This window comes from Nocardioides flavescens (genome assembly GCF_009823805.1).
GTDB classification, from domain to species: domain Bacteria; phylum Actinomycetota; class Actinomycetes; order Propionibacteriales; family Nocardioidaceae; genus Nocardioides; species Nocardioides flavescens.
The window spans coordinates 306,714-320,941 of sequence record NZ_WUEK01000005.1; the positions used below are offsets into that span (position 1 = coordinate 306,714).

At 70.7% G+C, this 14,228-nt stretch carries 15 protein-coding genes; 5 read left to right on the forward strand and 10 right to left on the reverse strand.

Annotated elements, in window-relative coordinates:
• The first annotated feature begins 214 nt into the window (after window positions 1-214).
• A complete protein-coding gene (galE, locus tag GRQ65_RS10295; protein ID WP_160877841.1) occupies window positions 215-1,219 on the forward strand; it encodes a UDP-glucose 4-epimerase GalE in 1,005 nt (334 codons plus the stop codon).
• Window positions 1,220-1,235: 16 nt separating this feature from the next.
• Here the strand turns inward: galE and GRQ65_RS10300 are convergent, their stop codons facing one another.
• Window positions 1,236-2,972 (reverse strand): ATP-binding cassette domain-containing protein, encoded by a 1,737-nt coding sequence (locus GRQ65_RS10300; protein WP_202387880.1) that lies wholly within the window; start codon window positions 2,970-2,972, stop codon window positions 1,236-1,238.
• A 252-nt stretch (window positions 2,973-3,224) separates the two neighbouring features.
• On the opposite strand from GRQ65_RS10300, the gene GRQ65_RS23985 reads away from it, so the two are divergent.
• Window positions 3,225-3,800, forward strand: a complete 576-nt coding sequence (locus GRQ65_RS23985; RefSeq protein WP_337191616.1) for a LuxR C-terminal-related transcriptional regulator — start codon at window positions 3,225-3,227, stop codon at window positions 3,798-3,800.
• Complete coding sequence (locus GRQ65_RS23990; protein WP_160877845.1) at window positions 3,797-4,462, forward strand: LuxR C-terminal-related transcriptional regulator; 666 nt, start codon at window positions 3,797-3,799, stop codon at window positions 4,460-4,462. The genes GRQ65_RS23985 and GRQ65_RS23990 overlap by 4 nt, the downstream gene beginning before the upstream one ends.
• Window positions 4,463-4,531: 69 nt before the next feature.
• Here GRQ65_RS23990 and GRQ65_RS10315 read toward each other — a convergent pair whose 3' ends face one another.
• Entirely contained in the window at window positions 4,532-4,702 is a 171-nt protein-coding gene (locus tag GRQ65_RS10315; protein ID WP_160877847.1) for a hypothetical protein, read from the reverse strand.
• Between the two features lie 127 nt (window positions 4,703-4,829).
• On the opposite strand from GRQ65_RS10315, the gene GRQ65_RS10320 reads away from it, so the two are divergent.
• Window positions 4,830-5,699 (forward strand): hypothetical protein, encoded by an 870-nt coding sequence (locus tag GRQ65_RS10320; RefSeq protein WP_160877849.1) that lies wholly within the window; start codon window positions 4,830-4,832, stop codon window positions 5,697-5,699.
• On the opposite strand, the gene GRQ65_RS10325 is transcribed toward GRQ65_RS10320, so the two are convergent.
• The 7 genes from GRQ65_RS10325 to GRQ65_RS10355 all read right to left on the reverse strand — a co-directional run bounded on the left by GRQ65_RS10325 (window position 5,700) and on the right by GRQ65_RS10355 (window position 11,933).
• Window positions 5,700-6,839: an asparagine synthase-related protein gene (locus tag GRQ65_RS10325; protein ID WP_237448103.1), complete on the reverse strand. Its 1,140-nt coding sequence runs from the start codon at window positions 6,837-6,839 to the stop codon at window positions 5,700-5,702.
• 152 nt (window positions 6,840-6,991) lie between these two features.
• Window positions 6,992-7,375 carry a lasso peptide biosynthesis B2 protein gene (locus GRQ65_RS24270; RefSeq protein WP_369334240.1) on the reverse strand — a complete coding sequence of 128 codons (384 nt, stop codon included), beginning with the start codon at window positions 7,373-7,375 and terminating at the stop codon, window positions 6,992-6,994.
• A 52-nt stretch (window positions 7,376-7,427) separates the two neighbouring features.
• A complete protein-coding gene (locus GRQ65_RS10335; RefSeq protein ID WP_160877855.1) occupies window positions 7,428-7,709 on the reverse strand; it encodes a PqqD family protein in 282 nt (93 codons plus the stop codon).
• Window positions 7,702-8,559: a class I SAM-dependent methyltransferase gene (locus GRQ65_RS10340; protein WP_160877857.1), complete on the reverse strand. Its 858-nt coding sequence runs from the start codon at window positions 8,557-8,559 to the stop codon at window positions 7,702-7,704. The genes GRQ65_RS10335 and GRQ65_RS10340 overlap by 8 nt, the downstream gene beginning before the upstream one ends.
• Window positions 8,556-9,728 (reverse strand): nucleotidyltransferase family protein, encoded by a 1,173-nt coding sequence (locus GRQ65_RS10345; RefSeq protein WP_337191633.1) that lies wholly within the window; start codon window positions 9,726-9,728, stop codon window positions 8,556-8,558. Before GRQ65_RS10345 ends, GRQ65_RS10340 begins: the two co-directional genes overlap by 4 nt.
• Window positions 9,729-9,888: 160 nt before the next feature.
• Complete coding sequence (locus GRQ65_RS10350; RefSeq protein ID WP_160877861.1) at window positions 9,889-10,965, reverse strand: glycosyltransferase; 1,077 nt, start codon at window positions 10,963-10,965, stop codon at window positions 9,889-9,891.
• Entirely contained in the window at window positions 10,962-11,933 is a 972-nt protein-coding gene (locus tag GRQ65_RS10355; RefSeq protein WP_202387881.1) for a glycosyltransferase, read from the reverse strand. Before GRQ65_RS10355 ends, GRQ65_RS10350 begins: the two co-directional genes overlap by 4 nt.
• A 187-nt stretch (window positions 11,934-12,120) precedes the next feature.
• Between GRQ65_RS10355 and GRQ65_RS10360 the strand changes: the two genes are divergently transcribed.
• Window positions 12,121-13,401 carry an O-antigen ligase family protein gene (locus tag GRQ65_RS10360; RefSeq protein ID WP_160877865.1) on the forward strand — a complete coding sequence of 427 codons (1,281 nt, stop codon included), beginning with the start codon at window positions 12,121-12,123 and terminating at the stop codon, window positions 13,399-13,401.
• 13 nt (window positions 13,402-13,414) lie between these two features.
• On the opposite strand, the gene GRQ65_RS10365 is transcribed toward GRQ65_RS10360, so the two are convergent.
• Window positions 13,415-14,131, reverse strand: a complete 717-nt coding sequence (locus GRQ65_RS10365; RefSeq protein ID WP_160877867.1) for a Wzz/FepE/Etk N-terminal domain-containing protein — start codon at window positions 14,129-14,131, stop codon at window positions 13,415-13,417.
• Between the last annotated feature and the right edge of the window lie 97 nt (window positions 14,132-14,228).

A 14,228-nucleotide genomic window follows, 5' to 3' on the forward strand; every position in this document is an offset into this window, starting at 1 on the left:
CTGGGTAGTGGCCTGGCGGGGTGGGGTCATGCCAAAAAAGTAGGAGTTCTGTTACTTTCGGCGTCACCAAACTGTGGCTCACTGGGGTCGTGATGGCCACGGGTGACTACGGCGACTGACCGATCGGCTGACGCCGGTCAAGACCGCGACGCGCAGACTGCGTCAGCTCGCGCTCGAGCGGGTATCAGCCCCGGTCGCGCCTAGGATCGGGCGCGTGAAGGTACTCATCACCGGCGGCGCGGGATACATCGGCTCGATCACGGCGAAGGCCCTCGAACAGGCCGGCCACACCCCGATCGTGCTGGACTCGCTGCTGACCGGTCCGCGGGTCTTCGTGCGCGACCGGATCTTCTACGAGGGCGACATCGCCGACCGCGACCTGCTCACGCGCATCGTCGACGAGCACCCCGACCTCGACGCCACGATCCACATGGCCGCGCGCATCGTCGTGCCCGAGTCGGTGCAGCTGCCCTACGAGTACTACCGCGACAACGTCGCCAAGTCGCTCGAGCTCTTCGACCAGCTCGACCAGCTCGGCAAGCACCGCGTCATCTTCAGCTCCTCGGCGAGCCTGTACGACGTCAAGGCGGACTTCGAGGTCGTAGAGTCCGACCCGCTCGCCCCCGGCTCGCCGTACGCCCGGACGAAGCACATGATGGAGCAGGCCCTGCAGGACATCGCCGTCGCGACCGACCTCCGCGCCGTCATCCTGCGCTACTTCAACCCGATCGGCTCCGACCCCGACCTCGAGTCCGGCATCTACGCCAAGGAGCCCTCCCACGTCCTCGGCCAGCTCGTCATGGCGGCCCGCGGTCAGAAGGACTCCTTCACCATCACCGGCACCGACCTGCCGACCCGCGACGGCACCGGCATCCGCGATTACATCCACGTCTGGGACCTCGCCCAGGCCCACGTGCGCGCCGTCGAGCGCTTCGACTCCGTGATCGAGGCCGCCGACGCCCCCAGCGTCGTGATCAACGTCGGCACCGGCGACGGCGTCACCGTCCGCGAGCTCGTCGCGGCCTTCGAGCAGGTCTTCGGCCGCGAGGTCCCCCTCAGCGAGGCACCCCCGCGCCCCGGCGACGCCGTCGGCGCCTTCGCCAACGCCGACCGCGCCGCCGAGCTCCTGCAGTGGCGCACCCAGCTGTCGCTCCAGGACGCCATCGCCTCCGCGCTGGCCTGGGGTGAGAAGCGGCAGGAGATCCTCGGCTACGAGTGAGGGCCGTGCGCCGGCGTCAGCTCTCGAGATAGGTGCGGGACTGCAGTTCGTACAGCTCGGCGTAGCGCCCGCCGGCTGCGACCAGCTCGGCGTGGCTGCCGTGCTCGATGACCCGGCCGCCGTCCATGACGTATATGTGGTCGGCGAGGCGGACACTCGAGTAGCGGTGCGAGATCAGCACCGCTGACCGTCCGTCGAGCACGCGGCGCACGTCGGCGAACAGCTCGTGCTCGGCCCTGGGGTCGAGGGCCGCCGACGGCTCGTCCAGCACGACGAGCGGCGAGTCGCGGTAGAGCGCTCGTGCGAGGGCCAGCCGCTGCCACTGCCCGCCGGAGAGGTCGGCGCCGTCCTCGAGCTCGATGCCCAGGACCGTGTCCAGGCCCCGGGGGAGTGCCTCGATGGCGCTGCCCACCCCGACGCGGTCGAGGGCCGCTCGGAGCCGGTCCTCGTCGACGGGGTTGCTCGTGTCGGACATGACGACGTTGTCGGCGACCGACATCTGGTAGCGGATGAAGTCCTGGAAGAGCACGGTCACCGATGCGCGCAGGTCTGCGGGCTCGATGGCTTCGCCGTCCCAGGTGATCGAGTCCGCCGCGGCGGGGTAGAGACCGGCGATGATCTTGGCCAGCGTCGTCTTGCCGGAGCCGTTCTCGCCCACGAGCGCGACGACCGAGCCGGCAGGCACGTCGATGTCGACCTCGTCCACGGCGCGCCGGGTCGCTCCCGGGTAGCTGAAGGTCGCCCCGCGCACCGCCAGCCCTGTCTCCAGCCCGCGCCGTTCGCCGGCCTCGGTCGAGAGGCCGTCCATGGCGAGGAACCCCTCGAGGTCGCGCAGAAAGGGCCCCGACTCGATGAGTGAGGTGACCGAGCGGAAGACGGTCACGAGCTGGCCGGCGAGCAGCCGTGCCGCGATGGCTGCGGCGCCGGCGTCCGGCAGGGCGATGCGGTTCGCGGACACGAGCGCCACGATGACGAGGAGAGCGAGAGCGAGGCTGACTCCCGACGCGGCCACGGTGAGCAACGCAAAACGCTGCTTGAGCCGTGAGTGGGTCGTCAGACGAGCGAGATAGGCGTCGTCGTCCTGCTGGTGGCGAGCCATGAGCCCGGGCCCGGCCCCGAAGGCGCGGACCTCCGCGGCGCTGAAGCGGTGGCTCATCAGCATCTTGAGGTAGCCGCGTCGCTGGGCCAGGTAGGTCGAGTCCTTGGCGAAGTCGAACTCTGCTCGGCTGGACCGCCGCGCGATCAGCACGGACGGGATGCCCGCCGCGAGCAGCACAGGCACCAGGATCGGCTCGATGCTGAGCAGGGCCGCGGTCATGGCCGCAACGCCCACGCCGGACCCGACCAGCCCCAGCAGTGCTCCGGACACCGCCACCGGCCGAGAGACGGCGTTGCTGCGGACGCGGTCGAGACGCTGGAGGAAGCGGGTGGACTCGTAGGTCGGCAGGTCCACCGACGTCGTGACCCGGAGCAGGCGCCTCCAGACGAGCTGCGACACCCGCTCGCCGAGCAGTCGCTGCTGCGCCGCCTGGAGCACTCCGACGGAGCCGCTGAGTGCCGTGAAGAGCGCCAGCAGCAGCAGGGCGATCAGGAGGTCGGGATCGTCGGCTGCGCGCTCATCCAGGACCGCGCTCAGGGCGAGTCGGCTGGCGAGCACGACGCCCAGCGCCGAGAGGGCGCCGAGCACCTGGAGCACGAATGCGAGGACCGCCCCACGGGGATCGGCCTCGCGGACGGTCGCCAGCGCGCGCACCAGCGGTCCCGCGGTGCTCCGGGATGCCCGCAGAATGCCCCTCAGTCGCACTTGCGGAGTCTAGGTGAGGGGTGGGTCGCGCGCTCGTCGCTGCACACTCACTCGTCAGACATCGGGATGTGAGCAGAACGGCACTGAGTCCCGTTCCAGCCGAGGCGAGGTCAGTCCGCTCCGCGGTCGGAGGGGGGCGATCCCTGATCTGCGGCGGCCGCAGGACAGTTCGACTCAACTTGACGCAGGTACCGTGGGGGTGTGCAGGCCGGCGCGAGCAGTGACCCCGCAGGCGGGTCAGCCGCGGGTGGGGGACCTGTGGTGGTCGTCGTCGACCCGAGACCCATCGTGCGCGCGGCCCTGGTGGGCGCCCTCGCCATCTCCGACGCGGGGTTCGTGGTCAGGGAGCTCGCGGACACCTCGGCGCGCGCCCTCAGCTCGCTGGGCAAGGTCGACGTGGTGGTCGCCAGCGACGTCAGGTGGGCGCGCGGCAAGAAGTTCGTCGACGCAGAGCCGTTCGACGTCGTCGACTCGACTGCACTCTCAGCCGCGGTGCTGGCGGTCGCGCAAGGATCACCCGCCTTCGTTCCCGCCGTCACTCGTTCGGGTGCGGGAGCTGCGCGACGCCTGACCGAGCGCGAGTCCGCCGTGCTCGACGCCTTCGCCCGCGGGCTGACGGCCGCAGGAGTCGCGAGCGAGCTCAGGATCTCTGCGAGCGCCGTCGCGGGTGCCAAGCGACGCATGCTGTCGAAACTCGAGGTGACGACGGTTGTGGAGGCGTTGCGCAGCACCGGTCGAGCTGGTCCTCCGGACAGTCGAGGGCGGCTGACATCGTGAGCTCGGCTGTCGAGTTCTCGACGCTCCGTGTGATGATCGCTGGCGGTACGCCACTGGTGGCCTCCTCTCTGAGAGCTGCGCTCGCCGAGGCTCGTGCCCTGATCTCCACCGACGACCCTCTGCAGGTCGCCGGCCTCGCGAGCGAGGCGAGTCCTGACGTGCTCGTCGCATCGACCCGGGTCGGTCGCCAGCCGCTCTCCGAGCTGCTCCACCAGGTGTTGAGGTGCTCGGTCCCCGTGCTCGTCGTGTGCGAGAGGGGGGCGATCGACGAGGTGCCGGAACTCCTCCTGGGCGGCGCCGCCGGATTCCTGCTGCTCGAGGAGGCGACGGTCGACCAGCTGAAGGAGGCGGTCGCGACAACGGCTGGCGGCGGCTCTGCGCTGCACCCGGCCGTGGCGATGACGGTTCTGCGCCAGTGGCGCGAACTCCGCTCAGAACAGGTCAGGCCGACCCTGACCGCCAAGGAGACCGAGGTGCTGCGCGCCATCGCCGACGGTGCGACGACCAAGAGCATGGCCCGCTCGATGGGTGTGTCGGCGCGTACGGTGGAGAGCCACCGCGCGCGCATCTACGCCAAGCTCGGAGCGCGGGGCCACGTGCAGGCGGTTGCGCTCGGGTTGGAACTGGGACTGCTTGCGGACGACGGTAGTCAGACCGGCTGACGGCGCGCGTTCCGGAAACGCAACTGCCCGCCTGCCGCAGGCGCGGCAGGCGGGCAGTGGAGGCTCGGCTCAGAAGGAGATGTTGCCGTTCTCGTCGGACTCGCCGATCGGAACGTTGGCGACGCCGGGAATGACGAGGATGACGCCGTCAGCGGCACCGAACGTCTTGAACTGCAGCGTCATGTCGTGCAGCGAGCCGACCTCGGTGATGGCCGGCGCCTCGTACGTGTTGTGTCCCATTGTTCCCCCATGTGTGGTGAGCGGATTGTGCGTTTGCGTGGTCGCACAGCGACCCCCATGAACTATGTTGGGCGAATACCCCTCTCGTGTCAGGGGGTCAGAAACCCCTACGTGGTCGGAGTGGCGCGTGGACCCGTCGGACGGTGCGGTGTACGGACCCGTCGGTCAGGAACGAGCGGGTTTCTACGGGGTGGAGGTGCTGGGCCTGCCGGGTGCGGTAGGACTCCTGCGACCCGTCGAGGACGGTTGGCCGGTCCTCACCGTGCGCCGTGAGCCCCTCGGCCTCACGCGGGTGGACAAGAGGGTCGGGGCGGACCGCGCCACCTATCGACTCCTGGCCGCCGGCGGAGACGTCAGCGTGGACCGACGCGCGATGACTGTCACCTGCGCTCTCGACGGCGAGCATCCTGATGAGGTCCTGGTGCATCCGTTCCTGGCCATGGCCGGGGCCGTGGTGGCCCGCTGGCTGGGTCGGGAGGTGCTCCACGGTGGCGCTGTCGTGATCGACGGCGGAGCGTGGGTGGTGCTCGGCGCGCGCGAGGCTGGCAAGAGCTCGTTGCTCGCCCAACTGCACCTTCTGGGTCTGCCGGTGATCTCCGACGACGTCGTGGTGATCGACGGTGGAGAGGTCCTCGCCGGACCGGGGAGCATCGACCTGCGGACCGGGGCAGCGAACCACCTCGGGGTCGGCGAGGACCTGGGCGTGGTGGGGACCCGTCAGCGGTGGCGAGTGCGGGTGCCTCCCGTGCCGCCGTCGGTTCCGCTGAGTGGGTTCGTGCATCCCGAGTGGTCGGAGGAGACCGCCGTCGTCACCATGCCACCGATCGCGCGTCTGCCCCTTCTCGGTCACAATGCCGCTCTCCCCGGACCACCGGCCGACGCGCAGGCGTTCTTCGAACTGGGGACCTTTCCCTTCGTCCGTTTCCAGCGTCCGAGGGACTTCGGACAGATGGAGGCGACTGCCGCGAGCCTGATCCGTGCTCTGCGATCGCTCTGATCAGAGGCACTGTTCGGCCGAACCGTTCCGACCGGCTGAGCGTTGCTGAGCGGCGATGGTCTGCAGCAACGGGTAGGTCCGGGCATCCGGGTCTGCCGATGCCCACGTCCGGCGCAGTGAATCGACGTCCACCCGCGACTCGTCCACTCCGGTTCCGTCCCAGGCCCCCACCACGGCTCGCGACCGCTCGGCGAAGAAGGCGCCGTTGAAGGTCGCCTTGCCGACGCGAGTGATGGTCTCCCGAGGGAGCAGGTCGCCGAACAGACGGACCATCTCCCGGGTGCGGTGACGCGGGCCAGCCGCACCGCGTTCCGCGGCCACCATCGACACGAAGTCCGGGTCGGCGAACGGATGTCTGGCCTTCGCGCCGTGTCCCCGAGCCAGCAGAGCCAGACTGTCCAGAGCGACCGACAGGTAGCGGGACCGCCAGTAGACGTGGCGGACGGCTTCCTCGTGCCGCAACGGCTCAGCGAGAGCGAGATCGCGCCAGGCGCGGCGTACGCGGGTGGCTGCGTCCTGCGTCAGCCACGGCATCGGTGGGGTGGGATCGGGACGACGGCGCAGGCGGGCACGTCGCACCACCGCCGGGGAGAACGCCGCACCGACCTCGAGGAGGTCGGAAGGTCGAGGTCGGACCTGACGGGTGAGCACCAGGGCTGCTCTGTCCCACACCCATCCGGGGGACATGATCTCGTCACCACCGAAGCCGGTCAGCAGTGTCCCCCCGCGCGCCAGCTCGGCCACGGGTGTGTGGAAGTGGGTGTTGGGCGGCCAGAGGACACCGTGACGGTCGGCCTCACGTGACGCGACATCGCCGACCAGGTCCAGCTCTTGGTCGAGGGTGACGCATTCCCAGTCCCGCACGCCGAGGGAGGTGACCACGTGACGCTGCCACTGGTCCTCCTCCGAGCTCGGAACCCGCGCGAACCGCAGGCTGACAGCGATCGGCGGATCGTGACCCTCGCGGCGGGCGAGATCGACCGCAGTCGCGAGGACTGCGGAGGAGTCCCGACCGCCGGAGAAGCTCACGACACACGGGCCGCCCTCGAGTGCGTCTCGGACGCAAGCCTCGAACGCCTCTCTCGCGGACCGGCCGCCTCGTGCGCGCTCCAGGGGGGCGCGGGTCGCTTCGAGTCCCATCACGAGGCCGGATGCCAGCTCGTCGGGACGCAGTTGCCTGGTCGGTGCGACGGGCTGCTGCGGCGCCGCCTCCGCCAGACGAGCGCGGCGTTCCGCGCGCCGTTCACCGGGAGGACGGCGGACGTCGGGCCCGGCGCCGGGTTGCGCGCTGGTCACGGTGGTGGCAGGCGGTGGAGCTCGGAGTAACCCAGCGCGACGGCATCGTGTCGCTCCACGTCGAGCCAGGCGTGAGCCCGCACGCGGTCTGCGTCGCGAGCGACGCCGACGACGATCTCGCACGGCACGTGCTGCGCCGCGAGCCAGGTCTGGAGGACCAGGCAGCGTTCGAGACACGTGGGTGACGTGCGTCGCAGGACGAACTCGACGCCGCGTCTGGCGCCCGCGGGCAGGCTCGGAGGTGGGGTGACGGTCGCGTGCACACCGTCCCGCTTCAGGTCCCTCTCGGCCCGCCGCAACGACCTCCAGGTCCACCACGCGGCCCGGCCACTCGCGACGCTCCAGCGACCGACCAGCGGGGCTCGCCGGTAGGCGCGCATCTGCTCAGGACTGTGCAGCGTCGAGGGGTACGCAGAGCCGGACGTCACCCGCTCAGACCTCCACCAGGTTGAGCCTCTGGGCCTCGGCCAGGAAGGCCTCGACGTCCGTCGACGCACGGTCCCGGTCCACGTCGAACTCGGCCACGAGCGCGCCGGTCATGTCCGCGGGGGTGGTGCCTGCGTCGAGCATCTGCCACAGCAGGGTCCCTGAGGCGTTGACACCAAAGTAGGCCGACGTCGTGAGGTCGAGCAGGACCACCTCACCGTCGACCTCGCGCCACGACACGGCACCCGGTCGGAGTCGGACTGGCGTGTCGGGCCCGATGTCACTCATGTTCGTCTCCTGGCTCTCGTGCACTCGGGTCGATCGACGTCCCCTGGCTCGGCGCCTGAGCGCCCCCGGGGTCAGCACGACCCACGGCCCAACCGTAGCCGTCCGAACCGTGGGCGATGAGGGTCAAGCCAGCGGCGGCCAGCTCCTCGCGCACCTGCTTGAGCGTGAAGTGGTGGGCGAAGTTCGGGGCGAGAGCGTCACCGAAGACAGGCGGGGGTCGGCGCCGCACCCGACGCACCAGCCTCCCGACCCGGGTCGCCGCGACGAACTGCGTGCGCCGGGGAGGCACTTCGAAGTACGACAGGAGGACGGGTCCTCGGCCACCGGTGGCTTCCGAGGCGTCACGCAGGAGCGCGATGCGTCGAGCGCGGCTGGAGATGAGCATGTAGGACCCCCAGCCCAGCACGACCGCGTCGAACCGGTCCGTGCCGCCTGGCCAGCCGTGCGGACCACAGTGCCGCAGGACCCCGGGGTGACCCAGCCGCGCGACCAGGTCGGCACCCGCGGCCGCGAGTCGCGGGTGCGGCTCGTAGCCGATCGGGGCGTAACCCTGAGAGAGGAGTGCTGCGACCTCACGGCCTCCTCCCGCGCCCGTGACCGCGACGCGCCCGCCCGGCGAGACGTACTCGTCCAGGAACGCCTGCTCCCACCTGATCAGGCCACTCAGGTTGTAGTCATCGGTGACGTACGCGCTCTCGTCGTCGTAGAACGCCCGGTCGAGCTGCGCCAGCCGGTCCTCGTCGAGCACGCCCAGCCAGATCCCGTCGTACAGACCGCGGACACCGTGGACGAACGACTCGAGCATGCGGTCGCCCGCCATGTAGAGCCGGAGCCACCTCGGCGCCCTCACCTCGTCCCCATGGCGGTCACCGTCCGCAGGTAGTGGGTCAGGTCCTCCGGGGTCCCGGAGGGGTAGAGGGCTGAACCGGGGTGGGTCGGTCCCGGCACGAACGGCTCGCGCGGGGTCGGGTCCGTCATCCGACGTCTGGCGCGAGCCAGCAGCATCCGGACGACGTTGTCGCTCTCGAGACTGCCGCGAGCCAGGTGGCGCGCCGACGCAGGGGGAGTGGCCGACCACAGGGCCGCCGACGTCTGGACCGCGGCATCAGCGACCCCCCAACCGCTGTGACCCTGCAGGGCCCTGACTGTCGCTCGGGGCACGGGTGCCCCGAGGTGTCGCGCGGCACGACCCAGTACGAGGGCGGTGGCGCGTTCGGTGCCCCAGGCCCGGGCTGTGCGTGCCGTCTCGTCCCAGTCCAGGTCCGGGTCGGACGCTGCGAGCGTGACGTCGAGCAGCCACGTCAGCTTCATGCCACCCGAAGCTGCGGCGTGGAGGCAGAGGTGCACGAGGGCATCGGGAGGCGAGAGAGTCGGGACGGGACCCACGACGCCGCCGAGGTCCACCCGGACCGCGCGAGACAGCAGATCGGCCGACGGGAGCCGGAGTCGCGAGCGTCGTGCGGACTGGTTGACCAGGCTCCAGTGGAGGTCGATGACGGTGCGACGGCCGGTCAGCAGGTCGACCTCGCCAGGCACCTGCTCCCGCATCAGGCGCCAGTTGCGGTCCCGCAAGCCGACTCCGCGCTCGCCCAACGCGGTCAGGGCCGCGTGGAACGAACCTGGGGCAACCAGGACGTCGAGGTCACCGTAGGAGCGGCTCTCTCCGCGGCGACGGTAGGCCTCGTCGAGGACGGGCCCTTTGAGGCAGGCCCAGGCCAGCCCGGCCGCGTCGAAGGTCTCCGCGACCATCGCGAGGTCGTTCTCGACGACGAGATGCTCCATCACGGCGCGCTGTCGGCGCGACACCGCCTCCGCCGATATCTCGACCGGCAGACCAGGGATCCTTCCGCCTCGCCGCGCGAGCAGTGGCCATCCGCGGTGGAGGTCCAGCGCTTCGCGCAGGAGCTGGACCGGACGGTGCCCCGGAGGCCCCGAGAGCGAGCTGGGCCACGCGGGAGGGTCGCCTGCCAGACCGGCGGCGTCCGCGAACAGCCAGTGCACGGTCCTGGAGACGAGCACGTCGTGCGACCTGTTCGGCAACGTCGTGACCCTCCCCTGGTCTGCGATGACGCTGCCGTCGGCGCGGGCATCGCACCGGCCAGAGTCACACCCCTGTCGATGCTAACTGTGAGGCGCTGGAGAAGGTCACGCACTCAACGACTGGGTGACGACGCTGCGCTCAGGCCGAGACCCTCGCGACGGCGTCGTGCAGCTGGAAGGAGAAGCGCTGCGGCGAGAACTTGGCCGCGTGCTGGCGCACCAGGTCCGGGTCCAGGCCAGGGAGGGAGGCCAGTGCGGCTGCCACTGCAGGCGCGGTGGGCTCGTCCACCCACCACCCCGACACACCCGGGTCGGTGGAGTCGAGGAACCCGCCGGCGCGCAGGACGACGGCGGGTGTGCCGAAGGAGTTGGCCTCGAGAGGAGTCAGACCGAAGTCCTCGAAGGAGACGCTCACGAGAGCGCGTGCGTGTGCGTACAGCCATCGCAACTGGGCGTCCGAGACGACCCCGCACCAGTGCTCGTGGGGGAGCGCAGGACGGTCGGCCGGAGGCGAGCCGACGATGGCGACCTTGCTCTCGCCATGGGCGAGCACCCCAGCGGTGACGGCGTCGACGTTCTTGTAGCCACGCCCGCGGGCGACGGTGAGCCAGAAGCCCGGCTCCAGACCAGGCACGGGCTCCTGGTGCGCCTCCGGGTCGATCATGACCGGGGGGAACACCACCGTGGACTCGAGACCGTAGGCCGCCTCGATGCGGCGCGCGACGGACGTCGAGTTGGCGAGGTAGAGGTCGGCGCTGGTGGCGGCCTGGCGGTCCCACCTGCGCAGTGCGCGGTGCAGGGGGCGCAACGCGGCGCGTTCGCCGCGGCTGCGGACGTAGTCGTCCGGTTGGTGCAGCCATCGTGGGGGGTTGTGGCAGTAGATGACCTTGCGGGCTCCCTCGGGTGCCCGCAACCCGTGGGCCCAGCCGCTGCTGCTGGCCAGGACGACGTCCGCCCGCGGTGCCCGCATCGACGACCAGGCCGGCGCCAGCAGCGGGAGGGCGAGGCGCGGGTCCTTCCGGAACGCAGGGACGCCTTGCAGGAACGAGGTGCGCACGTCGACCGCGGCCAGCTCGGGATAGGTCGTCGAGGGCTCGAAGATGCTGGTGAGCATGGGTGAGTCCGGGAAGGCGCGGGTCATCTCGAGCGCGACCCGCTCAGCGCCGCCTCGCTGGGTCAGGTAGTCGTGCGCGAGCACGACCGCGGGACCGGTCACCACTGCAGCGCCGGCGGCGAGCTCAGACGGCTGATGCGCTGCGCTGCGACGTGCTCGACGTCAGCCCAGGCCAGCTCGTCGGCATCCACCACGTGAGCCAGACCCCGAGACGAGAGGTCCGACGCGATCTGGTGCTGGTGGTCGTCGACGTGCTCCCCGCGATCGCTGCGCCGAGGCACGAGCAGCGGCATCTTCCCCTGTTCGAGCGCGACGAGGGAGGAGCCGGTGCCCGCGTGGGCGATGACGGCGTCGGCCTCGGCGATCTCGGCCACCAGCTCGCTGGCAGGCATCGAGGCGCGGGCCGTCACCGGGAGGTCGCTGACGTCTGTCGAGCCGGTCTGCCACGTGACGTGGACGTCGGGAGGCAGCACAGCCACGAGGCGCTCGACGAGGCGGCGGAAGCCGTAGTGCTCCGAGGTGCCGACGGTGACGACGACGCGCTCGACCCGCTTCGCGGGGGCTCCTGACGGCGCGTGCTCGTCGCCGGTCGCAGACTCCGGGGCCGCTTCGAAGCCGTCGAAGATCGAGCCGGTGTAGGACCAGCCGGGCAGGTTCCAGTGCCGCTGCTGCGTCAGGGTGCGAATGCCCGGCAGGCGAGCCAGGATCTTGCCGGTGAATGACGGCCCGTCGATGCGGGTGGCGCTCTCGACGTAGACGGTGGGGATCCGGTGGAGGGCCGCGACCGGGAGCACAGCCGCAGCGAGGCTGCTGCCGGTGCTCACCACCAGCTCGATGTCACGGCTCCTGAGGATCCGACGCGCCGCGACGGCGTTGCGGGCTGCGACCCACACGTCTCGAGGCTTCGACGGCAGCAGGTACTCGACGTCCTCCCCGGCGAGCAGAGACCGGGTCTGCGGAGACTCGATGGTCACCCAGAGCCGGTCGCCCGTGGTCGGCAGGCGGCTCGACAGGCTGTGCAATTGCTTCAGGTGCCCGCCGTCGTTGGCCACGAGCAGGGTCAGACTCACCAGTTCGCCACCGTCCGCGTCGCATCCAGGGTTCGGGTTCGGAGACCCGGCCACATAATAGGGCCGACGGGCGGAGGTCGCCCTCGGCGCCCGAGGCGTCCGTGGTGGGTGGCGAGGAGGCTCGGTGACAGCGATCGAGGTCGAGAGCGGCTCGACCGGCGGCACCGCCCGACGCACCGGCAGCGCCATGACCATCGTGGTCGCTGCCTATGCCCTGCTCCTGGCATACCCCTCCGAGCTCGTCCTCGTCGGCCCGCTCAGGTCCAACGGGGGGCCGGTCCGGCTGCTCGGGCTGCTGGCTGCCTTCCTGCTGGTGGCTGCCGCCATCCGTGTGCGCCACCGTCTCACCGCCCGACCGGTCGCCGGGGTGCTCTTCGCATACCTGGCGTGGTCCGTCTTCGCCTGGGGCGTTGCCCACCGGCGGCCGCTGACCGGCGGTGCCAGCGCCTACACGGACCGGACCCTGCTGGCGATGGTCTCGGCGATGGGGATCGCGCTCCTGTGCACCTGTCTGGTGCACACGGTGCGCCAAGCGCACCTGCTGGTGGGTTGCCTCGTCGGCGGTGCCTGCGTGTCTGCGGTCGCGGGCATCCTGCAGTTCGCCGGCCTCATCGGTCCTTGGGCGGACGTGATCGCCCTGCCCTTCAACACCACGGTCGTGAGCCCTGGATCCGTGAGCGCGCGCGAGGGGTTGGCCCGAGTCTCAGGCGCAGCGGCCCACCCCATCGAGTACGCCGTGGTCCTCGCCATGGTGCTGCCCGTCGCGGTCCACCTCGCGGTGCACGCAGCCAGCCGGACGGGCCGACGCTGGGCAGCCGCGGCCTGCGTCGTGATCCTGATCGGCTTCCCGCTGGGGCTCTCGCGCAGTGGCCTGCTCGCCGTCGTCGTCTGCCTCGTGATCTACAGCGGCTTCCTGCCCCGTCTGCAGCGGGCCGTCCTGCTCGGGGGCGCGTTCCTCACCGTCGCCCTGGCCGCCGTGCTGACGCCGCAGGTCACCACGGTGTTCACCACGCTCATCACGGGGGCTGGCGAGGACAATAGCGTCACCGGACGCCTCGACGACTACCCCCGTGCCGTCGCCCAGTGGGCAGCATCTCCCTGGCTCGGGGGCGCGCCGGCCGACATCACCGTGAGGTCCTCGGTGCTGGACAACCAGTGGCTGGCGACGCTGGTGGCAACGGGCGTCGTGGGTGCCCTGGCGCTGGCCGTGCTCCTCTTGGGGCCTGTGATCCTCGCGCGCCGCGTCACGCGTGAGGCCGCCGCGGGATCGGCGGGTCGCAGCCTTGCCGGTGCACTCGCCGCGCCCCTCGTCGCAGCAGCACTCGCGGCGGGCACCTTCGACCTGCTCGCCTTCCAGCAGGTGACCTTCCTCTTGATCTTCCTCGCCGCGCTCATCGGGGTTCGTGATGACACGCAATATCGCTGTGGGCGATCAGGCCGCAACGGGGCCTGCGCTGCATTGACCTGACCTGGTCAGCCGGCTACTCAGTAGGTGTCGGCGTGTTCCGTCGCCGGCCCCAGCGACGCGAAGAGCGAGTGTTGGCGTCTCCGGACCTTCGCCGCAGCCGACCCGTGCCGCGTGCGGCGGCATCGACGGCGACGCTGAGGAGCGCTGCTGCGAGAAGTCCAGCAAGGACGACGCCCAGGACCATGCGGCTGCGATCGGGATAGCTGACGCCCACTCCGCCATCGGGTCGGGTGCGGAGGGAGGTGTAGAGCTGGTCCGTGGGAGCGCCGGCTGATGTTTGGATGGCCGCCAGGATGCTCACTGACTGGTCGGTCACGGCCTGCAGCGCGTCATTGGCGCCCTGCGGGGTGCGGCCGACGGCCACGACGTTGAAGAACGACTCCACGCCGAGGTCGCTCCGAACGACCGCCACCTGGGTCCCGGCCGCCGAGGCGGGTAGGACCACCTGACCGCTGTTGATGCTCTCACTGAGGAGCGCCGCGAGCACCGTCGTGGCTTGGACCCCGAACGGATTGCCCAGGCTCGACTCACCGGCGCCGAGATCGGCCCGGACCTGAACGAGCGACTGACTCGGCACCACAGTCAAGGTCGTCGAGGCGGTGTACTGGGGTGCGGCTGTCCCCCAGAGCTGCACGGCCGCAATACCGGTGATGACGAGCACGACCAGCGCGACGTACCAGCGCCGGAGCATGGCTGAGAGCACCGAAGAGACATCCATGGGCTTCATCATCCACGACGCTCCACCTGCGCGTTTCTCGACGCACGCGATCTGGCTCCCGCGCACACAGTCAGGAGCGATGACCTGTTGCACAAGGCACGGCCAGGGG